The sequence below is a fragment of the Providencia alcalifaciens genome (assembly GCF_915403165.1).
Classification (GTDB): Bacteria; Pseudomonadota; Gammaproteobacteria; order Enterobacterales; family Enterobacteriaceae; genus Providencia; species Providencia alcalifaciens_C.
Genome location: NZ_OU659204.1, coordinates 1,688,388 through 1,712,582, shown reverse-complemented (window position 1 = coordinate 1,712,582; position 24,195 = coordinate 1,688,388). Strand labels below are relative to the sequence as shown.

Annotated in this window: 25 protein-coding genes; 14 read left to right on the top strand and 11 right to left on the bottom strand. The window is 41.3% G+C overall.

Annotated features, from left to right (window positions below):
* Positions 1–10: 10 nt before the first annotated feature.
* Complete coding sequence (pspA, locus tag LDO73_RS07850; protein WP_224060911.1) at positions 11–676, bottom strand: phage shock protein PspA; 666 nt, start codon at positions 674–676, stop codon at positions 11–13.
* 285 nt (positions 677–961) lie between these two features.
* On the opposite strand from pspA, the gene pspF reads away from it, so the two are divergent.
* The 6 genes from pspF to sapF all read left to right on the top strand — a co-directional run bounded on the left by pspF (position 962) and on the right by sapF (position 7,658).
* Positions 962–1,963 carry a phage shock protein operon transcriptional activator gene (gene pspF / locus LDO73_RS07845; RefSeq protein ID WP_224060910.1) on the top strand — a complete coding sequence of 334 codons (1,002 nt, stop codon included), beginning with the start codon at positions 962–964 and terminating at the stop codon, positions 1,961–1,963.
* Between the two features lie 372 nt (positions 1,964–2,335).
* The gene (sapA, locus tag LDO73_RS07840; RefSeq protein WP_224060909.1) at positions 2,336–4,021 is read left to right on the top strand and encodes an ABC transporter substrate-binding protein SapA; all 1,686 of its coding nucleotides are present in this window, start codon (positions 2,336–2,338) and stop codon (positions 4,019–4,021) included.
* Entirely contained in the window at positions 4,018–4,983 is a 966-nt protein-coding gene (gene sapB, locus LDO73_RS07835; protein ID WP_224060908.1) for a putrescine export ABC transporter permease SapB, read from the top strand. Before sapA ends, sapB begins: the two co-directional genes overlap by 4 nt.
* Complete coding sequence (sapC, locus tag LDO73_RS07830; protein ID WP_224060907.1) at positions 4,970–5,860, top strand: putrescine export ABC transporter permease SapC; 891 nt, start codon at positions 4,970–4,972, stop codon at positions 5,858–5,860. The genes sapB and sapC overlap by 14 nt, the downstream gene beginning before the upstream one ends.
* Positions 5,860–6,855, top strand: coding sequence for a putrescine export ABC transporter ATP-binding protein SapD (gene sapD, locus LDO73_RS07825; RefSeq protein ID WP_036953491.1), 996 nt, complete (start codon positions 5,860–5,862; stop codon positions 6,853–6,855). The genes sapC and sapD overlap by 1 nt, the downstream gene beginning before the upstream one ends.
* Positions 6,855–7,658, top strand: a complete 804-nt coding sequence (sapF, locus tag LDO73_RS07820) for a putrescine export ABC transporter ATP-binding protein SapF (RefSeq protein WP_224060906.1) — start codon at positions 6,855–6,857, stop codon at positions 7,656–7,658. Before sapD ends, sapF begins: the two co-directional genes overlap by 1 nt.
* Positions 7,659–7,708: 50 nt before the next feature.
* Here the strand turns inward: sapF and LDO73_RS07815 are convergent, their stop codons facing one another.
* Positions 7,709–8,575 (bottom strand): DUF817 domain-containing protein, encoded by an 867-nt coding sequence (locus LDO73_RS07815; RefSeq protein WP_220127910.1) that lies wholly within the window; start codon positions 8,573–8,575, stop codon positions 7,709–7,711.
* 290 nt (positions 8,576–8,865) lie between these two features.
* Between LDO73_RS07815 and gstA the strand changes: the two genes are divergently transcribed.
* Positions 8,866–9,480, top strand: coding sequence for a glutathione transferase GstA (gene gstA, locus LDO73_RS07810; RefSeq protein ID WP_224061154.1), 615 nt, complete (start codon positions 8,866–8,868; stop codon positions 9,478–9,480).
* A gap of 226 nt (positions 9,481–9,706) precedes the next feature.
* Here the strand turns inward: gstA and pdxY are convergent, their stop codons facing one another.
* The 4 genes from pdxY to anmK form a co-directional block, all read right to left on the bottom strand.
* Positions 9,707–10,570, bottom strand: coding sequence for a pyridoxal kinase PdxY (gene pdxY / locus LDO73_RS07805; RefSeq protein WP_224060905.1), 864 nt, complete (start codon positions 10,568–10,570; stop codon positions 9,707–9,709).
* Between the two features lie 111 nt (positions 10,571–10,681).
* Positions 10,682–11,956 (bottom strand): tyrosine--tRNA ligase, encoded by a 1,275-nt coding sequence (gene tyrS / locus LDO73_RS07800; RefSeq protein ID WP_224060904.1) that lies wholly within the window; start codon positions 11,954–11,956, stop codon positions 10,682–10,684.
* Between the two features lie 160 nt (positions 11,957–12,116).
* Complete coding sequence (gene pdxH / locus LDO73_RS07795; protein WP_224060903.1) at positions 12,117–12,770, bottom strand: pyridoxamine 5'-phosphate oxidase; 654 nt, start codon at positions 12,768–12,770, stop codon at positions 12,117–12,119.
* A gap of 20 nt (positions 12,771–12,790) precedes the next feature.
* Complete coding sequence (anmK, locus tag LDO73_RS07790; RefSeq protein WP_224060902.1) at positions 12,791–13,915, bottom strand: anhydro-N-acetylmuramic acid kinase; 1,125 nt, start codon at positions 13,913–13,915, stop codon at positions 12,791–12,793.
* 524 nt (positions 13,916–14,439) lie between these two features.
* Here anmK and LDO73_RS07785 point away from each other — a divergent pair.
* On the top strand, positions 14,440–14,907 hold the full coding sequence (locus LDO73_RS07785; RefSeq protein ID WP_036953512.1) for a glycine zipper 2TM domain-containing protein: 468 nt from the start codon (positions 14,440–14,442) through the stop codon (positions 14,905–14,907).
* Positions 14,908–15,362: 455 nt separating this feature from the next.
* On the opposite strand, the gene slyA is transcribed toward LDO73_RS07785, so the two are convergent.
* Together slyA and LDO73_RS07775 are read right to left on the bottom strand one after the other, a co-directional pair.
* Positions 15,363–15,797: a transcriptional regulator SlyA gene (gene slyA / locus LDO73_RS07780; protein WP_224060901.1), complete on the bottom strand. Its 435-nt coding sequence runs from the start codon at positions 15,795–15,797 to the stop codon at positions 15,363–15,365.
* Positions 15,798–16,303: 506 nt separating this feature from the next.
* Positions 16,304–16,543, bottom strand: a complete 240-nt coding sequence (locus LDO73_RS07775; RefSeq protein ID WP_224060900.1) for a DUF1289 domain-containing protein — start codon at positions 16,541–16,543, stop codon at positions 16,304–16,306.
* A 184-nt stretch (positions 16,544–16,727) separates the two neighbouring features.
* Here LDO73_RS07775 and gloA point away from each other — a divergent pair, with 184 nt between their 5' ends.
* On the top strand, positions 16,728–17,135 hold the full coding sequence (gene gloA / locus LDO73_RS07770) for a lactoylglutathione lyase (RefSeq protein ID WP_224060899.1): 408 nt from the start codon (positions 16,728–16,730) through the stop codon (positions 17,133–17,135).
* A gap of 128 nt (positions 17,136–17,263) precedes the next feature.
* The gene (gene rnt / locus LDO73_RS07765) at positions 17,264–17,908 is read left to right on the top strand and encodes a ribonuclease T (protein ID WP_036953524.1); all 645 of its coding nucleotides are present in this window, start codon (positions 17,264–17,266) and stop codon (positions 17,906–17,908) included.
* 96 nt (positions 17,909–18,004) lie between these two features.
* Here the strand turns inward: rnt and LDO73_RS07760 are convergent, their stop codons facing one another.
* Positions 18,005–18,352, bottom strand: coding sequence for a Grx4 family monothiol glutaredoxin (locus LDO73_RS07760; protein WP_036953526.1), 348 nt, complete (start codon positions 18,350–18,352; stop codon positions 18,005–18,007).
* A gap of 600 nt (positions 18,353–18,952) precedes the next feature.
* On the opposite strand from LDO73_RS07760, the gene sodB reads away from it, so the two are divergent.
* Positions 18,953–19,531 (top strand): superoxide dismutase [Fe], encoded by a 579-nt coding sequence (sodB, locus tag LDO73_RS07755; protein ID WP_224060898.1) that lies wholly within the window; start codon positions 18,953–18,955, stop codon positions 19,529–19,531.
* Positions 19,532–19,619: 88 nt separating this feature from the next.
* Here sodB and LDO73_RS18200 read toward each other — a convergent pair whose 3' ends face one another.
* Positions 19,620–19,703 carry a YnhF family membrane protein gene (locus tag LDO73_RS18200; protein ID WP_108479009.1) on the bottom strand — a complete coding sequence of 28 codons (84 nt, stop codon included), beginning with the start codon at positions 19,701–19,703 and terminating at the stop codon, positions 19,620–19,622.
* Positions 19,704–19,970: 267 nt separating this feature from the next.
* On the opposite strand from LDO73_RS18200, the gene purR reads away from it, so the two are divergent.
* Positions 19,971–20,996 carry an HTH-type transcriptional repressor PurR gene (purR, locus tag LDO73_RS07745; protein WP_006660078.1) on the top strand — a complete coding sequence of 342 codons (1,026 nt, stop codon included), beginning with the start codon at positions 19,971–19,973 and terminating at the stop codon, positions 20,994–20,996.
* 15 nt (positions 20,997–21,011) lie between these two features.
* Here purR and punR read toward each other — a convergent pair whose 3' ends face one another.
* Positions 21,012–21,917, bottom strand: a complete 906-nt coding sequence (punR, locus tag LDO73_RS07740) for a DNA-binding transcriptional activator PunR (RefSeq protein WP_224060897.1) — start codon at positions 21,915–21,917, stop codon at positions 21,012–21,014.
* A gap of 122 nt (positions 21,918–22,039) precedes the next feature.
* On the opposite strand from punR, the gene punC reads away from it, so the two are divergent.
* Entirely contained in the window at positions 22,040–23,263 is a 1,224-nt protein-coding gene (gene punC, locus LDO73_RS07735) for a purine nucleoside transporter PunC (protein ID WP_224060896.1), read from the top strand.
* Positions 23,264–23,426: 163 nt separating this feature from the next.
* Positions 23,427–24,182, top strand: a complete 756-nt coding sequence (locus tag LDO73_RS07730; RefSeq protein ID WP_224060895.1) for a helix-turn-helix transcriptional regulator — start codon at positions 23,427–23,429, stop codon at positions 24,180–24,182.
* The last annotated feature ends 13 nt before the right edge of the window (positions 24,183–24,195 follow it).

The window sequence follows — 24,195 nt, the reverse complement described above, 5'->3', positions numbered from 1 at the left end:
CTATTGAATATTATTCGTCTTTATTGATTTTAGCTTTAAGCGCGGCTAACTGTGCACTAATTTCATCATCCGCTTTTAACTCAGCAAATTGCTGTTCTAAAGAACGTTGTTTACCAATACCGTAACTTTGCGCTTCGCCTTCCATATGGTCAATGCGACGTTCGAACTGTTCAAAACGCGCCATTGCTTCATCCAGTTTACCACTGTCTAACTGGCGACGAACATTACGGCTTGATTGTGCAGCTTCTAAACGCACGGTCATTGATTGCTGTTTTGCACGCGTTTCTTGCAATTTATTTTCTAATTCCGTGATTTCGCCTTTTAAGCGAGTCAGCGTTTCATCAACAATAATCAGTTCATGTTTTAACGTATCGACCATGGCACTGACTTTTTGTTTTTCAATCAATGCAGCGCGAGCTAAATCTTCTTTATTTTTGATTAATGCCAGTTCCGCTTTTTCTTGCCATTCTGCAATTTGTTTTTCGCCCATTTCAACGCGGCGCTCTAAACTTTTTTTCTCAGCCAAGGTACGTGCTGAGGTGGAACGGATTTCCACTAACATGTCTTCCATTTCCTGAATCATCAGGCGGATCATTTTCTGCGGATCTTCAGCTTTATCAAGCAGTGAAGCAATGTTGGCATTAATGATGTCGGCAAAACGTGAAAAAATACCCATAATTTATATCCTCTTGATGGATGTTATCTTTCTGTAGAGCCTCAACCCGATGTTGGCGTCCAACCAATACGTGATGCTCCATGAATATAAAATTGAAATTATTAAACCGATAATTATTTCAATCAAAATCTTTTACAACTCTAAGATAGCAATTGGCGTGCCAACTTTATTAAAAAAATATAACCAATTAATAAATAACAAAAATATTATTTCGATATCTATCAATGGCTATTTGTACTATAGTTTCTAACAGGTGAAATTAACCAAAATATGGTAAAAAAAACCATGAAAGAGACTAATAATACTATTCTTGGTGTATCGAGTAATTTCCTCGATGTCCTAGAACGTGCCTCCGAGCTTGCCAAGCTAAATAAACCTGTACTTGTTATTGGTGAACGAGGAACAGGTAAAGAGTTAATCGCGGATCGCCTTCACTATCTATCTCCCCGCTGGCAAGAGCCTTTTATCTCCTTAAATTGCAGCGGACTCAATGAGAACTTGCTGGATTCTGAATTATTTGGACATGAAGCGGGCTCATTTACAGGGGCTCAGAAGCGCCATCAAGGTCGCTTTGAACGTGCAGATAAAGGTACGTTGTTCCTTGATGAACTAGCAACTGCACCGATGTCTGTGCAAGAAAAACTTTTGCGTGTCATTGAGTATGGTGAATTAGAACGTGTGGGTGGAAGTCAGTCATTAAAAGTGGATGTTCGTTTGGTCTGTGCCACTAACGCCAATCTCCCTGAATTGGCTCGCCAAGGGCTTTTTCGCGCTGACCTACTCGACAGGATTGCCTTTGAAGTACTCCGCATACCGCCATTACGTGAACGTATTCCTGACATCCTATTATTAGCTGAGCACTTTGCCATTGGCATGGTACGCGAGCTAAAACGTGCTTATTTCACCGGGTTTTCTGACAAAGCCCAGCAAACACTGATGCGCTATTCTTGGCCGGGTAATATTCGTGAACTGAAAAATGTCGTCGAGCGTTCAGTTTATCGACATAGCGAAAGTGACTTACCGGTGGATACGATTATTTTAGATCCCTTTGGTGAGAAGCTAGCAGAGCTTCATGAGATGCCAGCGGCCTCATCAGAAAACCCTAAATTGACCCCTGTTTTTCCCTTTGACTTACGCCAATGGCAATTGGAATCAGAAAAACAGTATGTGGAAGAGGCGCTACGCCAAGCTAATTTTAATCAACGCAAAGCCGCCCAATGCCTATCGTTGAGCTATGACCAATTTCGAGGATTAATAAAGAAACATCAAATTAACTTGGAAAGCTGATTTTTACGCAAAAAAAAGCCAGCACCCGAGCTGGCTATATAACTAAAACACTGAAAGCAATAAAACACTGGAAGCAATGTGAGCAATGTCATGCCTTGTCTGCTAAAGCTAAGCATTCAAGAGACCGAGTTAATGATAATAGTTATTAGTATCATTTGTAAAGCATTTTAATGCGATTATTTCTCATTAAGATTAAATTAAAAATAATATTAACTATTACAATTAGATAGAAACTTTTTGATTCTCATTTATAATTCAAAACCTTCACTTTCCTCAGCGCTATGAACAAAATACAACCACAAATTTTGCTTATACCCTGTTACCCTATTTTTACGCTACAATAAGGCAATTCAGGTCAACGATATTAGCTCTATGCGCCTTTTAACTCTTTGGTTTTTATTTACTGTTTCTCTTTCTGCATTGGCAGAGCAAACAGACATAAGCTACAAAGACACCATTGCCAATGATGTCCCAGCGGATATTCGCCAAAATGGCTTTATTTACTGCGTCAATGGCATTGTCACCACATTTAACCCACAACTCGCCAGTAGCGGGTTAATTATTGATCCCCTAGGCGCACAACTGTATGACCGCTTACTGGATGTTGACCCCTTTACGTATCGCCTAATCCCAGAGTTGGCTTCCCGTTGGGAAGTTTTAGATAATGGTGCGACCTATCGGTTACATCTGAGAAAGGATGTTAAGTTTCAAACCACACCTTGGTTTACACCAACACGCAATATGAATGCGGATGATGTGGTATTCAGTTTTTCTCGCATGTTTGAAACCAGCAATCCTTACCATTTCATTAATGGCGGGCGCTACCCCTATTTTGACAGCTTGCAATTTGCGAGCAGCGTCGAAAGTATTACAAAACTGAATAACTACACGGTGGAATTTAGATTAAAATCCCCTGATGCTTCATTCTTATGGCATTTGGCGACCCACTACGCGCCCGTTTTATCTGCAGAATATGCAGATGAGCTTTCTGCTAGCAATCGCCAAGAAATGATTGATTGGCGTCCTGTAGGTACCGGTCCATTCTCTTTTGATGATTACCAAGCTGGGCAGTTTGTCCGTTTATTGCGTAATAAAGATTATTGGAAAGGTGAACCACGCATGGAAGAAGTAGTGGTGGATATGGGTGCGGGTGGTACAGGACGTATTTCTAAGCTGCTTACCGGAGAGTGTGATGTTCTCGCCTACCCAGCCGCAAGTCAGTTAAAAGTTCTACGTGATGACCCTCGCCTACGTATTTCAATGCGTTCGGGAATGAATATCGCGTATCTTGCGTTTAATACCAGCAAGCCGCCTCTCGACCAACTCAAGGTTCGCCAAGCCATTTCTTATGCAATTAATAATGAGCGACTCATGCAGTCCATTTATTATGGTACCGCTGAGACGGCGTCATCGATTCTACCTCGTGCATCTTGGGCGTTTGATAACCAGACAAAAGTAACTGATTACAACCCTGAACTTGCCAAAAAAATGTTGCAAGAAATGGGATTAGAAAAGTTAAAATTGGAATTATGGGTTCCTGTCGCTTCCCAATCTTATAATCCTAGCCCATTGAAAATGGCGGAATTAATCCAAGCTGACCTCGCCCAAGTGGGGATCGTCATGAGTATCCGCTCAGTTGAAGGCCGCTTCCAAGAAAATCAATTAATGGATCGCTCCCACGATATGACATTAGCGGGCTGGACAACGGACAGTAATGACCCAGATAGTTTCTTCCGCCCACTGCTCAGTTGTGCTGCTATTGGCTCACAAACCAACTTAAGCCATTGGTGTGATTCTAAATTTGATGACGTTTTGCATAAAGCCTTACTGACGCAAGAGCTGGCAGACCGTATTGATTACTATCATCAAGCACAACAAATTCTCGCAGAAGAACTACCTATATTACCATTAGCTTATTCATTACGTTTACAAGCTTATCGTTTTGATATGAAAGGATTAGTGATCAGCGCATTCGGCAACACCTCATTTGCTGGCGTTTATCGCGAAATGCAGGAGCCGAAAAAAGCACCGCCTCGGCAGCAGGAGCCGCAACCATGATCATCTACTCACTGAGACGATTTCTGCTATTGCTGGTGACGGTCTTCTTTTTGTCGCTGGTCAGTTTCAGCTTAAGCTACTTCACGCCAAATGCGCCTCTTAGCGGCGCATCACTCATTGATGCGTATATTTTCTATTTTGATGGCTTGCTGCATTTCGATTTCGGCGTCTCTAGCATTAACGGGGAGCCCATCACGGACCAACTTAAAGACACATTCCCTGCCACCATGGAACTGTGCATTCTCGCCTTTTTATTCGCGTTATTTGTTGGGATCCCGTTAGGGATGATTGCCTCATTCTGGCGAAACAAACCCGTTGATATCGCGATCAGCACGTTTGCCCTTCTGGGCTTTTCTGTGCCTGTATTCGTTTTAGCGTTAGTGCTAACTCTATTTTTCTCGCTTCACTTAGGATGGCTCCCCGTTTCTGGGCGAATCGACCTGCTTTATAACCTGAAGCCAGTGACAGGCTTTGCCCTTGTGGATGCGTGGCTTTCGGATTCGCCATACCGTAAAGATATGATCATCAATGTATTAGAACATATGATCCTGCCAGTACTCACACTCGCATTAGCACCAACCACAGAAGTCATTCGCTTAGTTCGCATTAGTACGGATGAAGTGGCTAGCAGTAACTATGTTAAAGCCGCTGCCACGCGTGGGCTTTCTCGCTTTAAAATTATTCGCCGCCATATTTTTCATAACGCAATACCGCCAATCATCCCGAAATTGGGGCTACAATTCTCCACGATGCTAACATTAACCATGGTGACAGAATTAGTGTTTAACTGGCCGGGATTAGGTCGCTGGTTGGTCACTGCAATACGCCAAGGAGATTACTCAGCAATTTCTGCAGGCGTGATGTTAATTGGCGCATTGGTGATCACCGTGAACGTGTTATCCGATATTTTAGGCGCGATGATGGATCCGTTAAAACATAAGGATTGGTATGTCCTCAGATAATTTTTATCGTGAACAGAAAATGCCATCTCCGACACGGGTGGTGTGGAATATTTTCTCCTCCGACATACTGGCAATGATCGGCTTTTTTGGTGTGATTTTTTTAATCTTCCTCTGTTTTGCAGGCCCTTATTTAGCACCTTATGCCATCGACCAACAATTTTTGGGTTACCAAATTACGCCTCCATCATGGTCACACTATGGTGAAGTGGCTTTCTTTTTTGGTACTGATGATTTAGGACGTGATATTTTAAGCCGTCTCTTGATTGGCACTAAATCCACTTTCGGCTCAGCCTTGTTGGTCACTGCGATTGCGACGATAATCGGTTTAGTATTAGGTTGTCTTGCGGGCATGACTCGTGGACTAAAATCCGCTGTGTTTAACCACGTTCTGGATACCTTACTATCGATTCCTTCTCTATTACTGGCGATTATCGTGGTGGCATTTATGGGAGCCAGTTTAACCAATGCGATGCTTGCAATTTGCCTCGCACTGATCCCTCGCATGGTACGTACCATCTACGTTGCCGTGCATGATGAGTTGGATAAAGAGTATATTGTGGCCGCACGTTTAGATGGTGCCTCAAACATTTTTATTTTGTGGTACACCGTACTGCCCAACATCACGCCTATTTTGGTCACTGAATTGACCCGCGCCCTTTCCATTGCAATTTTGGATATTGCAGCATTAGGCTTTTTAGATTTAGGGGCGCAACTCCCATCATCTGAATGGGGCGCTATGCTAGGCGATACGTTAGAATTGATTTATGTGGCACCGTGGACAGTCATTTTGCCCGGCGTTGCGATTATGTCGAGTGTCTTATTTGTGAACTTACTGGGTGATGGACTGCACCGAGCGATTAATTCGGGGGTGGAATAATGCCATTACTTGATATTCGTAATTTAACCATTGAATTTATGACAGCTAACGGCCCTGTCAAAGCCGTTGACCGTGTCTCCATGACCTTATCTGAAGGTGAGGTTCGTGGCTTAGTAGGTGAATCGGGTTCCGGTAAGAGCTTAATTGCTAAAGCCATTTGTGGGATCACCAAAGATAATATCCGCGTCACTGCTGACCGTTTTCGCTTCCAAGATATTGACCTATTAAAGCTCAGCCCACGTAAGCGTCGCCGCCTAATTGGCCATAATATTTCGATGATTTTCCAAGAGCCGCAATCCTGTCTTGACCCTGCGGCCGATATCGGAAAACAGCTGATTCAATCAATCCCCGGCTGGACATACAAGGGGCGTTGGTGGCAACGCTTCAACTGGCGTAAACGCCGAGCAATTGAATTATTGCACCGTGTGGGTATCAAAGATCACAAAGACATCATGCACAGTTATCCGTATGAGCTGACGGATGGTGAATGCCAAAAAGTGATGATCGCCATTGCGATTGCCAACCAGCCTCGCTTATTGATTGCAGATGAGCCCACCAACGCGATGGAATCCACTACACAAGCACAAATTTTCCGTTTATTGGATAAATTAAACCAAAACAATAACATGGGAATTTTGCTGATCAGCCACGACATGGAAATGATGTCCAAATTGGTTGATCGAATTAATGTCTTGTATTGTGGTCAGACCGTAGAGAGTGCCACTCCAAATGATATTTTACAGCGACCTCGCCACCCTTATACTCAGGCATTGATTCGCTCTATTCCTGATTTTGAAAGCCCAATTCCTCATAAAGGTCGTTTAAATACGCTTCCTGGTGCTATCCCTTCATTAGAGCACTTGCCGATTGGCTGTCGTCTGGGGCCCCGTTGCCCTTACGCGCAACGAACCTGTATCGATGCACCACCACTGCGCAGCATTAAAGGGCACCTAGTTGCTTGTCATTATCCACTGAATACTGAGGAACAACCCTAATGGAAACGTTACTTGAGGTACGTAACCTGACAAAAACGTTCCGTTTTCGTGAAGGGTTATTTCGTCGTCATGAATTACAAGCCGTCAAACCGTTGAGTTTCAACCTACAAGCGGGACAAACTTTAGCCATCATCGGCGCTAACGGCTCAGGAAAATCCACGCTTGCTCGTATGTTGTCTGGGGTGACTGAACCTTCTGGCGGAGAGATTTTGATCCGTGGTCAACGGTTAAGTTTTGGCGATTATAGCTACCGAAGCCAACGTATTCGCATGATATTTCAGGATCCAAGTACTTCCTTAAACCCGCGCCAGCGTATTGGCCAAACCCTTGAATTACCCTTAAAACTGAATACCAGCCTTACAGGTATTGAGCGGGAAAGACGCATTATCCAGACATTACGCCAAGTAGGATTACTGGCCGATCACGCAGAATATTACCCGCACATGCTAGCTTCGGGTCAAAAACAGCGGATCGCCCTCGCCCGTGCGTTAATTCTGCAACCAGAAATTATCGTGGCTGATGAGGCACTTGCCTCGCTTGATATGTCGATGCGCTCGCAGATAATCAACTTAATGCTCGACTTACAAGCTAAACACGATATCGCTTATATTTACGTCACCCAGCATTTAGGCATGATGAAGCATATTAGTGACAAAATGCTCGTGATGGATAAAGGCGAAGTGGTTGAGCGAGGAAATACAGCGGAAGTTTTAGCAGCTCCACTTCATGACGTAACGCGTCGTCTGATTGAAAGCCACTTTGGAGAGCCATTGTCCATTGATGCGTGGCGACAAGATTTGTAATGACCTAAAGACGGGGGAAATAGCCTCCGTCTTTAACAAAAAGTTCGTTGCTAGCGCGCTATGGATACACAACTTTTTATGTGTTTGAGATGCACCACAATCGTGAAAGTCACGATCACCAGTAACGACCATGCCCCCCACTTCCCCGCATGTACCATCGACCATGCTCCGATTTGATTTGGATATTGCCAAACACCAAAGAACGTTCCGAAGTTTTCCGCCAGCCAAATGAAGAATCCTATCAGCATAAATGCAAGCAATAGCGGCATTTTACGTTCTTTATCTAACGGGGTGTAAAACACCACACTGCGGGCATACAAACCAAATATAAACGCCGTTAAGTACCAACGATAATCATCAATATAGTGATGGCTAAAAAAGTTAATATAAATGGCTAAAGCCACTAATGTCGCCATCCAATAAGGCGGATAATGTTCAATTCTGACATTAAAAAAACGCCATGATTGAATGATATAGCTGCCAACTGCCGCATACATAAACCCCGTGAAAAGTGGAACTCCCCAAAGTTTGGTATACGCCTCATCAGGATATTGCCATGAACCAATTGTCGCTGAGGTTTTGAATAATTCCATCATAAAACCCACTAAATGGAATACACAAATGGCTTTTAGCTCATCCCACGTTTCTAACTTTGACCATACCAAAAGCGCTTGAAAAGAGACTGCGAAAATCAACAAAACATCATAACGAGGAATACCTAAAATCCCTTTTGCTGGCACTAGGAATAAAGCCAAAAAGAAAAAACCAGCAAACAGACAAGAACGAGCGTTAATTAAACCAAAAAACCAAAATTCAAGAATAAAGCGTTTTAATCCTTTACTACTATTCGGTTTATGAGCCATTAAGATGGCATCTAGCTTAGTTAAGTAATTAAGATTGTGAAAAATAGATGCCATTTTGACAGCTCATAAAATGTGGCTAAGGATTGAGAGAATAGCTCAATGTGAGGCAAAATTATAACAAAACCCTCTCAGATACCTATCCTGTAACATTCTTAATTTTAATGAATTATCAATTAAATAGATAATTCCCTCAAGAAATACTCGCCTACCGTAAGCTTGCCATATATTACAGTGATTTTAGATATTGAGAGCCATCCCGCATCCTTTAGCAATTCTCTTTTTAAATCTGGTGTATACTTGGAAGAACAATAATGATGACCATTCTATGACTTAGGAGTTTTATGATGAAATTGTATTACGCTCCCGGTGCCTGCTCACTTTCTCCTCATATCATTCTGCGTGAAGCAGGATTAGATTTCAGTATTGTTCGTGTTAATTTAAAAGAGAAAATCACAGAAACGGGTGAAAACTTCTTAGAAATTAACCCTAAAGGTCAAGTTCCTACTCTCGTTTTAGATGATGATGAGCAATTAACTGAAGGTGCTGTGATTGTCCAATATATTGCAGATCAAAACCCAAATAGAAACTTAATTGCCCTGCCAGGTTCAATGAAGCGCTACCATCAGTTAGAAGCGCTAAACTTCATTTCTACTGAACTTCATAAGAATTTTGGCCCATTATTTGCGCCAAATACCCCTGAAGAATATAAAGATATTGTTCGAGCAAATTTACTGAAAAAATTCCAGTACGTGAATGATGTTCTGAAAAATCAGCCTTACTTTGTCGCTAAAAGTGATTTCTGTGTTGCAGATGCGTATCTGTTTACCGTCACCAACTGGACTCGATTAGTTGGCGTTGATATCAGCGCATTAAGCCATCTGAATGAATATTGTGAGAAGATTGCGAAGCGTCCAAAAGTACAAGAGGCATTAGAAGCGGAAGGGTTACTGAAAAAGTAATCTATCGCTTGAATCGTATTTACAAAAACAGCGCCATTCGGCGCTGTGAGGTTGCTGACAAAGAGGGATAAAAGCGTGGTTTTTCCCTCTTTGTGTTATCAGGCGAAAATCAATGAATTGATTTTCCTCGTTAATTTTACAACCCGAAAGAGCCATTTCCAAACCTGATGGGTTTGTCAATGGTCTGACAGCGCCATTCGGCGCTGTTTTTTATTATGAAGCTCAATCAGTCTAACTGAGTTGCGCAGAATTTATGTTGAGGGCTGACCATCAAATCTTGGGCGGCGACTAATTGAAGTTCGTACTCACCCATTTCTTTGGTTTTCAGCATCACTTCATAGACTGCTGCTGCAACATGCTCTAAGCCTTTATCTAGTGGCTCACCTTTTAAGATGTTGACCAACATTAAACCACTCGTTAAATCGCCGACTCCCACCGGCTGTTTTTCACCGAAATCTACTAATGGGCGGCTAACATGCCAGCTGTGTTCCGCAGTGACTAAGATCATTTCAAAGCGGTCTGCACGATAGCCTGCACGGCTTAAATGCTTAACTAATACCGTTTTAGGGCCTTTCTGACATAATCGACGTGCCGCTTGAACGGCTTGCTCTACAGTCGTGATTCTTTCATTCGCTAAAGTTTCTAACTCTAATAAGTTAGGCGCAATCACATCACTCGCCACTAACGCTTGTTGGCAAAGAAACTCTGCGACACCGGGTGCAACAATACATCCCTTCTCTGGATGTCCCATCACAGGGTCACAAAAATAGATGGCCTGCGGATTTGCCACTTTGACTTTTTGAACAATAGCTAGAATATCATTGCCTTGCTCAGCAGAACCAATATAGCCACTTAACACGGCATCACAGATTGCCAGTTTATGGATTTTTGCTAATCCTTCGACAATATCTGTCAAATGCTGAGCTGGAAATACCGAACCCGTCCATTGTGGATACTGAGTATGGTTGGAGAATTGCACTGTATTAAGTGGCCACACATCTACGCCCATACGGCACATAGGGAATGCAGCAGCACTGTTTCCTGCATGGCCGAAAACAACATGGGATTGAATTGATAATACGCTTTTCATTGGAAACCCAGAGAATTGTTATGTCGAATGAAGAGAAATCAGTGAGTAGCCATTTGCCAATATGAATAGCCCGGAGATTTCCGGGCTATATATTACAAAGGTTCGTCAGAGCTATTTCCAGTTAACTAAGCAGTCGTTTTTCTTACCGCGGCGGATAAGTGTATAACGACCAAATAAACGGTCAGCATCAGTGAATACATACATTGGTTCAGTTTGTTTCTGACCATTGACAGAGACTGCATTTGAGCTGATTGCCGTTCTTGCTTGGCCACGAGAAGGTACCAGTTCTGAATCAACTAATGCTTGCTGGAGGTCTGCACCATCTTCTAGGGTGATGCATGGCATGCCATCTTGAGCTAACTGTTCAAAGTCAGCTTCAGTTAAATCAGATACTGCGCCAGAGAATAAGCTTTCAGTAATGCGTTTTGCAGCCGCGAGACCCGCTTCACCGTGAACTAGCTTAGTCACTTCTTCTGCTAAGATGTACTGTGCGCGAGGTGCTTTGCCACTATTTTTGTCTTCTTCTTCCAACGCATCAATTTCGCTTAATTCCATGAAAGTAAAGAATTTCAGGAAGCGATAGACGTCAGCATCCGCTGTGTTGATCCAGAATTGATAGAATTTATATTGGCTGGTTTTCTTCGGATCTAACCATACTGCACCACCTTCGGTTTTACCAAACTTGGTACCGTCTGTTTTGGTGATCAGTGGAACAGTTAAACCAAACACTTGGTTTTGATGCAGACGGCGAGTTAAATCGATACCTGAAGTAATGTTACCCCATTGGTCTGAACCACCAATTTGCAACTCAACACCCATCTCTTTATTCATGTTCGCAAAATCATAACCTTGTAATAGGTTATAGGCGAATTCAGTGAAAGAGATCCCGACATCATCACGGTTTAAACGCTGCTTAACAGACTCACGGTTGATCATTTGGTTAACGGAGAAGTGTTTACCAATATCACGTAAGAATGTCAGCACGTCCATTTTGCCAAACCAATCATAGTTGTTAGCTAGACGTGCGCTATTTTCACCACAATCAAAACTAAGGAATGGTGAAACTTGGTTACGGATTTTATCTACCCACTCTTGAACGGTTTCTGTGGTGTTTAATTTACGTTCAGTAGCTTTAAAACTCGGGTCGCCAATAAGGCCCGTTGCGCCACCGACCAATGCCACAGGCTTGTGCCCGGCTAGTTGGAATCGTTTTAAACACAGCAAAGGAACCAGATGTCCCAAGTGCAAGCTATCGGCGGTAGGGTCGAAGCCACAATAGAGAGAGATAGGGCCCTGCGCCAGTCTCTCTGCTAACGCATCCTCATCCGTTACCTGGGCAACGAGGCCCCGCTCTTGCAATTGTTTAATCAGGTTATTGCTAGACATCAATGACTCCATCGGTTGAATTTTGTCTATCTATTTTAATGTAGGAAATTGACAGAATGAGACGTCGCTCAAAGGCTCGCCAGTATGATTTGTCAATTTTCTTAAACGAGGCTATAGCATAAAGCGCATATCAATTAAGTGCCAGCTAAAAAACCATTTATTACGGGGCTAATCGGTCAATTACCCAGCCATCCCCTTCTCTTTGGTATAGAAAGCGGTCATGCAAGCGGTGAGCTCCACCTTGCCAAAATTCGACACTGTTAAAAACAACGCGATAGCCCCCCCAAAAACTCGGTAATGGAACCTCGCCATTTTGGAATTTCTGCTTAAGTTCTAAAAATTTTCCTTCTAAGATCCCACGAGCCGAAATCCTCGAAGACTGAGCAGATGCCCAAGCCGCTATTTGGCTATCTTTTGGGCGACTATGGAAATATTTCAGTACTTCAATAGGGCTTAAACGCTCAGCAATGCCGGTAAAATGAACTTGGCGTTCTAATTGATACCATGGGAAATGCAAACTGATTTTATTGTTATGCTCTAAATGCTGCGCTTTACGGCTTCCCAGATTGGTATAAAAGACTAATCCGTTTTCATCGAAGTGCTTTAATAATACGATCCGTTGATAAGGCTGCCCGGTTTCATCGACTGTTGCCACACACATTGCTGTCGGGTCAGTTAATCGCGCTTCACAGGCTTGCTTTAACCAGCGCTCAAACAGTGGAATAGGATCTGGTGTTAAATCTTTGCGTCTCAATCCACCTTTTGTATATTCACGTCGTACCGCAGCAAGATCGATCTCTTCAAGTTCGTTCATTTTACAGTCCTTTCAAGCGGTTATTTTATATCAATATTTGCGGGATATATCGCACCTAATATACTATCTCTGCTTGCACCCGTTACTGATGCAAGGCTACCTGATAAGCCTGAAACTGTGCGAGCAGCAAGCCAAGCAAATGCCAGTGCTTCCATATCATCGCCACTCAATCCAAATTTATCACTTGGTGCGACTTCAATCCCCGGCAGTAATGTCGCTAATCGCAACATCAAGAATTTATTTTGTGCGCCGCCGCCACAAACAATTAAACGTTCACAGCCACCACATAACTTAACTTGATCCACGATAGATACCGCGGTCAACTCACACAATGTTGCCTGCACGTCTTCAGGAGATAGCAATTGAAAATGCGACAAATGCTGTTCTAGCCATTGCATATTAAAATATTCACGCCCAGTACTCTTAGGGGGCGAACGTTTAAAATAGTTATCATTAAGCATCGCATTTAATAATGCCTGATTCACCGTTCCTGTTTTTGCCCATTCACCATCTTTATCATACGCTTGTTGCTTATTACGCCAGACCCAAGTGTCCATTAACATATTGCCAGGTCCTGTGTCATAGCCTTTTACATATGCATTTGGCAGCAATGCAGTAACATTAGCAATCCCGCCAATGTTAAGCACAATACGTTTTTCAGTCGGATGCCCTAATACGGCTAAATGAAATGCAGGAACTAACGGAGCACCTTGCCCACCATAAGCCATGTCTCTACGGCGAAAATCACCTACTGTCGTTATTCCCGTTAATGCCGCGATGCGGTTGTTATCACCAATTTGCATAGTAAACGGTGTTTCACTATCAGGTTCATGCCAAACCGTTTGCCCGTGACAACCAATCGCAATAATATCTTCAGGAGATAGGCCCGTTTGATGAAGCAGCTGATGAATAGCATCCGCATATATTGTGCCAAGCTCTCTGTCTATTTTTCCCAATTCAGAAAGTGTTGTTTCTTGCCCTTGGCAAATATTAAGAATGCGCTTTTTCAGTTCAATCGGAAATGCGGCGCTCAAGCTAGCTTGCTCTGCAACAAACTTATCGTTGATTGCAGCTAATACGACATCAACACCATCTAGGCTGGTTCCTGACATAACACCGATATAGCGACCCGATTTAATCATCATTATTCCCTTTAACGTGTCTATTCACCCGATGAGATAAACTAGGAAAGATTGTGCTGTGGGAGAAGAATTTGTCAACTGCTTGATTCAATTTCTCGTAGCGCTTCGCAGGAATAATAAATAATTGATAGAAGAGATGAAAATAGTGAGCAAAATAGCAACAATGAATCGTTTTTCTATCTCTCATTTATTTAATTTGATTTATAATGGTTCATTCTGTAATTATCTGCTACACCTTAAGGTGAGTGGTTTTTATTACAGGTGAAAATCCCTTACTTAGCCTTTGCCATAAATTGATGTTCTAAAATAGTCAAAAAATAGATAATTCTTTAGCAAAGGGTGCCTTACGTTGGGATTTTGGGTGGAATTTGAGATATTTTACCTAGTGTTGATGCATTATTTAATTCAAAATTAGTAGTCTAGGCTCTGTTATCTAAAACAAATTTTTCATGTTGTTGTGCTTATGGTAAGAACAAATCTTCGATGCTACGTTACTGCCACGAACAGCAAGTCTCATAGGAGTTATTATGCTTAAGAAAGTTTTTGTAGGTGTTGCTGCGGTTGTTGCGTTATCTGGCTGTGTCAATACAAGTACGCTTTCTGGTGATACTATTTCAGCTCAAGATGCTAAACAAGTCCAAACTGTGACTTATGGTACGGTACTCAACGCACGCCCAGTGACCATTCAAGCAGGTGAAGATGGTAACGTGATTGGTGCAATTGGCGGTGCAGTTATCGGTGGCCTGTTAGGTAATACCGTCGGTGGTGGTACTGGTAAAACACTAGCAACAGCGGCTGGTGCAATCGCAGGTGGTTTAGCGGGTCAACAAGCACAAGGTGCCCTAAACAAAAGCCAAGGTGTGCAGCTTGAAATCCGTTTAGACAGTGGTAAAAACATTGTTGTTGTTCAGAAACAAGATCCTGCCGCTTTCCGTGTAGGTCAGCGTGTTATGATCGCAAACAGCGGAAATACAGTGACTGTGTCACCTCGCTAATTTGACATAAATTGAAAATAAAATGCGTTCACCGACTAATTAATCGATGAACGCATTTTTTATTTAAATCATGATTAGTATTTTATGTTTTAGCTTATTAGTAATAATTTTTTATCGAATCTGAGCTCTTCACTATCTTTTTGTTTATGAGCTCTACAATAGAACTTTTTTGAATAATTGTGATTAATATCATTCTAGTAAAATGTAATTTACATAATCTGTATTCTCTGTTTTTCTTGACCAATATTTGTTATTCATATATGTACACCTTAATGCCCTATTTTTTAAGAATTAATCCATAGTAATAGAATACAAAGCCGCCTCACGTAAAAAATCATGCATCTATATAAAAACACATATTACGTGCATGGTGGCCATAGTTATTAGTTTAACGTATATTTATATACATTATATTCATATAAATAAAATGAAATTAGAAAAATACAATTATTAGTCTATGAATCGTTTTGTAAGCGTAGAATATTTTTCTCCAATTTTAATAGTAGTAAAGATAACTGGCTTAGCTCATCATGACTAATATTACTTAAAATTTCTGTCCGAGTATTATTAATCACTTGATCCACCGTTTTGATAAAAGGCTCCGACTCCTCTGTGAGTTTGATTCTCTTGGCGCGTCGGTCATTCGAACATGTATGACGAGAAATGAGCCTTTTTTCTTCTAATTGATCTAATGTTCTGACCAGAGATGGTTGCTCAATACCGATTGCTTTTGCCAATTGAATCTGCGACTGTTCGGGCGGTAACTGACTAATATTATGCAGTGTTACCCAGTGTGTTTGTGTGAGTTTAAGTGGCTTGAGGCGATAGTCAATCAATGCTCGCCACATACGGACTACTCGAGATAATTCAGTTCCAATTTGAGATTCCAATTTACCCTCCTTTATATAATTATATGCCTAAAAAATATGCCAAATAAATATTATTTTTTAAATTATATATTAATTCCCTTTTATCTTTACAACCTTTTATTGAGCTAGCACCTAATAAATACCTATATATAGTGAGTATCAATAAATAATTTGGTGACATACACCTTGTTTTTCCCCATGATTTTTCATATGAAAACAATATAATCACTTAATAAGACAATCTATCAATTATCTTATTAATAAGAATAGCCTTACTCTTCTTTCAAATCTATCTATTTTAACCCTTATAGTAATTACAACTAACAATAAAAAACGCGATAGCAAATAAAACCTTTAAAAACAAAGTAATATAGTTATTCTTAAAATTATGTCATTTACAGTTGATTTATATGAGTTTCATCATCGTTTTGAATAAATAAAATTTTATTGAAATGTAACTATTGGAATTAATTCAAATGAATTGATTTATTATTAAATCATTTAACTTATAATAGTTTTATTGACAATCAAAATAGAGACTGTTGAGGATCATTCATGTCTTCTTGAGCCGTTTTCTTATTATTTGCCCTTAAAAATCGCTGGCGACATAAACGGATGACATGACGTTTTTCAGCGTTAGTGAACTGTAACCAACCAAAACGTTCATCTCGGGTTCGATAACAACCTCGGCAATATCCCTGCTCGTTGGTCTGGCATATTCCACGGCAAGGGCTTGGAATGTCAAAAAACTCAAGTTGTTCTGCCATCGTTAACCACCCGTAATATAAACATAAAATTATGATATACTCCCTTAAATTGAGTATAGCCATGATATGACTAAAAAATAAACCTCAATCGCTGTATTTAGTCATATTGTCACGTTATATTGATAGATAAATCGATTCGACTTTAAGCATTATTGCCTGAAGAATTTATAGGGAAACTACTATTATGCGCTTACTACATACCATGCTCCGTGTTACCGACATGCAACGCTCCATTGATTTTTATACCAAAGTATTAGGTATGCGCTTACTACGCACGAGCGAAAATACAGAATACAAATATTCTTTAGCATTCGTCGGTTACAGCGATGAAAGTGAAGGTGCTGTTATCGAGTTAACTTATAACTGGGGCGTAACAGAATATGATTTAGGTAATGCTTATGGTCATATTGCATTAGGTGTTGATGATGTTGCTAAAACCTGTGAAGACATTCGTCAAGCTGGTGGAAATGTCACTCGTGAAGCAGGACCCGTCAAAGGTGGTACAACCGTTATCGCTTTTGTTGAAGATCCAGATGGCTATAAAATTGAGCTTATCGAGAACAAAAGTGCAAGCAAAGGATTAGGCAATTAATCCCTCACATACATTTTATATTTTAGGTGGTGATAACCATCACCTAAAATTTCTTCAGTATCTACCTGCAAAAATGTATTCCCTTTGGCATAATGAAAGCCAACCAGAAACTGTAAATTGAAAGCCTAATGTCTGAAAAAAATAATCCTAACTCACTGGTTAACCGCTTCCGGGGTTACTACCCAGTCGTTATTGATGTCGAAACTGGTGGGTTCAACCCCAAAACTGATGGCCTATTAGAGATAGCGGCCATTACACTCAAAATGGACAAAGATGGCTGGTTAGCCATTGATGAAACACTGCATTTTCATGTAGAACCATTTGAAGGGGCGAATTTGGAACCCTCAGCTCTGGAGTTCACAGGTATTGACCCCACTAACCCCCTACGTGGTGCAGTGAGCGAATATGAAGCATTACATGCCATTTTTAAAACAATTCGAAAAGGTATGAAAAATACTGATTGCAATCGCGCGATCATGGTGGCTCATAACGCAAATTTTGATCACAGCTTTGTTATGAATGCAGCAGAGCGTTCAGGGTTAAAGCGCAACCCTTTTCATCCCTTCGCAACCTTTGATACTGCAGCACTGAGCGGATTAGTCTTTGGACAAACCATTCTTGCGAAAGCGTGTGTCACCGCAGGTATTCCATTTGATGGCAAGCAAGCCCACGGAGCCCTATACGATACTAATCGCACCGCGCTATTATTTTGCGAATTAGTCAATAAATGGAAAAAATTGGGCGGATGGCCACTACCTAGTGAACCACAGTAATTTAGTTTTAATTCCTCAAATATAAAAAAACCGTATTAGTTTTACGCTAATACGGTTTTCATCAATATAAGCATGAAAGCTTATTGAACCATTTGATTACTCAGTGATGGTTTCGTCTGCTGGACGGTATTTATCCGCAGTTTCTTTGATCAGCGCTTGCAATTCACCGCGTTGGAACATTTCAACGATAATGTCACAACCGCCAACTAACTCGCCATCAACCCATAACTGTGGGAATGTTGGCCAATTAGCATATTTTGGCAGCTCCGCACGAATGTCCGGGTTTTGTAAAATATCAACGTAAGCAAAACGCTCACCGCAAGAAGACAGTGCTTGAACAGCTTGAGCAGAAAAACCGCAGCTAGGCAGTTTTGGAGAGCCTTTCATGTATAATAAAATTGGATTTTCTTTAACTTGGCGCTCAATTTTTTCGATTGTTGTCATTTTATATCCTAAAACGTGGGTGCTGATTTTGCAGTCACTGAGCCACTTTGAATCATTTGCAAGGTAACTCATTAGACAGAACACATTGACCGGTGTAATCGCCGGCATAGTCAAAACATCGCAAATTGTTCCATGATTGTTTCATACAATATGCCAGTTTTATAAGTTGAATACTATAGCACTCCTATTTGCTGTACTCAAAAGGTGAAAAGCAAATAGCAACGTTTTCTTTTTACTATAAAAAATTCACGTTAGGTGTTTTTGCCGTGTAATCATAGGAGTTATTTGTTAATATATTAGCAAATTAATAACACTTGATGTATTCCCCTGCTCTTCAATGACAATAACGACACGCAGTGGAATAATAATTATGCAACTTACTAACAATTAAGGCATAAATAGCATCATGGAACAGTTTTTTTCTTACTGTAACCTGTATTCTGTTATGATAAAAACATGACTTACAATGCGGCGCAATAGCTAACCATAGCTTGACGTCGCGATACTAGAAGTAGATTAATTAATAGAAGTACATTTAATTTCGCTCATTTTACGAGCAAACACCCTAAACACTGAATAAAAGCAATCAAGGAGTACGCAATGTCTTTTGAATTACCAGCTCTACCTTATGCTAAAGATGCTTTAGAACCTCATATCTCCGCTGAAACCTTAGAATACCACTACGGTAAGCACCACAACACCTATGTTGTTAACCTGAACAACCTGATCAAAGGCACCAAATTTGAAGGTCTGTCTTTAGAAGATATCATCAAAACTTCTGAAGCTGGCGTATTCAACAACGCCGCTCAAGTTTGGAACCACACTTTCTACTGGCACTGCTTGGCACCAAATGCAGGTGGAGAGCCAACAGGTAAAGTTGCAGAAGCTATCAATAAAGCATTCGGTTCATTTGCTCAGTTCAAAGAGCAATTCACTGATGCCGCAGTTAAAAACTTCGGTGCAGGTTGGACTTGGTTAGTGAAGAAAGCAGACGGCAGCCTGGCTATCGTTAATACGTCTAACGCGGCAACACCAATTTCTGGTGACGACAAGCCAGTTCTGACTGTAGATATCTGGGAACACGCTTATTACATCGACTACCGTAACGCACGTCCAAAATACTTAGAAAACTTCTGGGCGCTGGTTAACTGGAAATTTGTTGAAGAAAATCTGGCTTAATTTTAGTTCAGTTCTAAAATGACTAAGGGCGAGTGTAATACTCGCCCTTAATTATTTCTCATCCTTAGTCGCTAGGATGGAAATGAAATCAAAAAATGTGCACAGCAAACAAAATAATTACCGCTAAAGAGCCAAACGCAGCTAGCAATCCATATTTAAAATCTGTATCCATGAGACCCTCTCATATAAAGAAATTGAATTATCAAATAACCATAAAATAAAAAGGTTATTTCAGTATACATGCACAAAAATGTAAAACCAGTGTCTATATCACATGTTATAACATCAATTATTTCTTTCGTTTTTGCGCTAGATCAGACAAAATCGATAACAAATCGCTAAATTATTGCCAGCAAAGGTACTATGCATCAATATGCAGGTAATTATTTAACTAGAATTATTTTAGAGACCAAGTTTTGGTTAGGAGTTTTTTCTTCTCATGGCAACAATTAAAGATGTGGCGAAACGTGCGGGCGTCTCTACCACAACCGTCTCCCATGTTATCAACAAGACGCGTTTTGTCGCTGATGATACAAAAACAGCCGTTTGGGCCGCCATCAAAGAGCTCAATTATTCTCCGAGTGCGGTTGCGCGTAGTTTAAAAGTCAACCACACCAAATCAATTGGCCTGTTGGCAACATCAAGTGAAGCCCCCTATTTCGCAGAAGTGATCGAGTCTGTCGAGAATAGTTGCTATGAGAAAGGCTATACTCTAATTTTATGTAACTCTCACAATAACTTAGGCAAGCAAAAAGCTTACTTGCAAATGTTGGCACAAAAACGTGTCGATGGGCTACTTGTGATGTGTTCAGAATACCCCGACACCTTGATTGGAATGTTAGAAGATTACCGAAATATTCCAATGGTTGTCATGGACTGGGGTACCTCTCGCGGGGATTTCACTGACAGTATTATTGATAACTCTTTCCACGGTGGTTATTTAGCGGGTCGTTATCTTATTGATCGTGGTCATCGTGAAATTGGCGTGATCCCCGGCTCCCTTGAAAGAAATACAGGTATTGGGCGTTTAACAGGCTTCAAAAAAGCCATGGAAGAAGCCAAAGTTACGTTGAAAGATGAATGGATTGTTCAAGGGGATTTCGAACCAGAATCAGGCTACAAAGCAATGATGCAAATCCTCAGTAACAAACACCGTCCTACAGCTGTCTTCTGTGGAGGAGACATCATGGCGATGGGAGCAATCTGTGCAGCTGACGAGATGGGATTACGCGTCCCTCAAGATATTTCCATTATTGGCTATGATAACGTGCGTAATGCGCGCTATTTCACCCCCGCGTTAACCACAATCCACCAGCCAAAAGAGCGTTTAGGTCAGATGGCATTTGCGATGTTGCTCGATCGTATTGTGAATAAACGCGAAGATGCGCAAACGATTGAAGTTCACCCGCGTTTAGTTGAACGCCGTTCCGTGGCTGACGGTCCATTTATTGATTATCGCCGCTAATCCTATCTCAGAACATTAGCTCGAAAACCACTCCGCGTTGAGCGTTTCGCTATCACCAAGATAGTCAAGAAGCCATCTCAGCGCTGGAGATGTATCCTTTTCAACCCACGTTAAGCAGCAAGGGCTTTCAGGAAACGGCTGCGCTAATTCCAGCTCAACTAGCTTGCCTTCTGCACACAACGGAGCCGCACGGTGCTCTGGAACCATCCCCACACACAAACCATTTGCCAAACACGCTAAACCACTTTCCCAGTAAGGCACAACTAAGCGACGTTGGTTGTCCAGCGCCCAAGTGTCCCTTTTCGGTAAGCTTCTTGAGGTATCTTCTAAGCACAAACTTGGATATTCACGCATTTGGTCATCCGTCAGCTTGCCCTGAATTTTCGCTAATGGATGATCGGGGCTCGCAACACAACGCCATGACATAAAACCCATGTCACGGAAACTATAGCGCTCACCAATTGGTGATGCTCGGGTCGCGCCAATCGCGACATCCACACGTCCATCCGCTAAAGCATCCCAAACCCCATTAAACACTTCAGGGTGGATATACAGTTCAATGTCAGGAAAATGACGATAAAAGTCCAAAATCAACTGTTCTGTACGCTGCGGTTTTACGATGCAATCAACAGCAATACTGAACTGTCCACGCCACCCATTGGCAACTTGTTGGCATTGGTGTCGAGTATCAATCATTTTTTTGATAACACTTCGACTTTCTTTAATAAAAATAACCCCAGCTTCCGTCAATACTACATCACGGTGACGGCGCTCGAATAGCGGAACTGCCAACCATTCTTCGACTTGTTTTACTGTGTAACTGATCGCTGAAGGGACTCGATGCAACTCATCCGCAGCACCACTAAAGCTTCCCGTTCGAGCAACTGCGTCTATGACTTCAAGTGCATGAGCTGACCACATTTTCTTTCCCTTCAAATTATTTGATAGCAGAGTCCAAATATTACCGTTTCACAACGTAAAAAAATAGCCTATACAATAAGATAACTATTAACATTATTTTAAATATAGATTAAGCAAAAACTATGACAAATACTGCGACAAAAAACTCCTCTGGATTTTTGATTTACCTTGCTGGCCTAAGCATGCTGGGGTTTTTAGCCATCGATATGTATCTGCCTGCCTTTGGTTCAATGCAAACATCCTTAAATACGACTGAAGGCGCTATCAGCGCATCTCTGAGTATCTTTCTAGCGGGCTTTGCTTTTGCCCAGCTACTATGGGGACCCCTTTCAGATAAATTAGGCCGTAAACCTATCCTTATTGTGGGGCTTTCCCTGTTTATTGTTAGCTGCTTAGCAATGATTTGGGTCACCGATGCTACTCAGCTATTAATCCTTCGATTCTTACAGGCTGTTGGCGTTTGTTCTGCTGCAGTTTTATGGCAAGCCCTCGTTATCGACCGCTATAACGAAGCTGATACTCAAAAAGTATTTGCTTCTATCATGCCTTTAGTGGCTCTTTCTCCCGCCTTAGCGCCCCTCTTAGGTGCCTGGGTGCTTGAACACAAAAACTGGGAATTTATCTTCATCGTGCTGATGATGGTGGGCGTTTTACTTTTGCTACCGACTTTGATGTTAAAAAAAGTTGCCCCGAAAGTCACAGCAGAAGAAAACCAGCCACAAACCAAAATTTCCTTTGCTACCTTGTTACGCTCCCCTGTTTTCAGTGGTAACGTGCTTGTGTACGCAGCATGTAGCGCTGGCTTTTTTGCATGGTTAACGGGTTCACCGTTTATTCTACGCAATATGGGCTTTAACCCTGCAGATATCGGCCTGAGTTATATTCCTCAAACACTGGCATTTATTGTCGGGGGATACGGCTGCCGCTTCGTATTAGCTAAAGTTCGCGCTGAAACGTTGTTCCCAATCTTGCTAGCCGGTTATGCCGTTAGCATGATGATTCTCTTCGCCATGTCGATTTATACTCAGCCAACATTAACCATGATTTTAGTTCCATTCTGTTTTATGGCAGCAATGAACGGAGCATCATACCCAATTGCAGTAGCCAAAGCCCTCAATACGTTCCCATCAGCTAGTGGTAAGGCCGCTGCATTACAAAATGCCTTACAGTTAGGGTTATGCTTCTTAGCTAGCTTATTAGTATCTGCGCTTACCTTTAACCCTTTACTTGCTACTACTGGCGTGATGGCATTCACGGTGATCCCAATGATTATAGGCTATTTCATGCAGCGTTGTGCCAGCAAATCAAATAATGCGATTAAGCATACTGAATATCAGCATGATTAATCGTTAATTAAAGTTATTTTTTAGAATCATTATAGTCAGCCACGTTACCATTATTGATAACGTGGCTGATTTTTTATTTTGGTTAATACGTATTTATTGGAGTTAATTTTTTTCCTATAACACGCTATTATTAGCATATTCAATTATGACGTTTTGAAGAGCCATGCTGACACAGTATTATCCTCCTGATGAATTAAAAGAGTTTGTTAGTTCAGTTTTGATTATCAAGAAATTTACTGATGCTATTAAAGTCTTCCCAGGCACAGGTGCTGAAATCTGGGTTTCGACTGAAAATATTAGCATGTCGACTCACGAGCATACATCCGTCAATCCATTTCAGTTAATCATCCCCAGAGTCAATATATTTACGGCTATCCCGAATAATGCCAGTGTGATGGTGCTGCGTATTCGCCATGATGCCTTACGTTTTTTGCTTCCCCAGCGCACGTTAAATTATACGGATATCCCCACTCCGCTTAACCAAGTTTGGAGTGATAACTGGTTTAAATCATTGGCCAATTCTTCTTTTAAAGAGTTGAATTCGTGTTTTTACGTCACTAAAGCAACCAAAAAAAACCATTTTATTGACCAAGTCATCGATTCCCTTTATCGAAATCCAAATAAAAAAATTACCGAGATTGCCGATGATATTGGCTACAGCGCACGCTTAGTTCAAAAAGAATTTTTAAAAGAATTTGGGATCACACCAAAACGCTACCAGATCAATTGTCGCCTAGAGCAAGTGATGAAAACCATGGTGAAAGAACAAGATACTTATCGTTGGTTTGAAACGGGCTATTATGATCAATCCCACTTTTATCGTGATTTTAAGCGTTACTTTACCATGACACCGTCGGCGTTTTTAAAGTCAAATTATTCGCTTTTTTACAATACAAAAACAAAGTCTCCATTAAGATAGTTCTGAGTACATA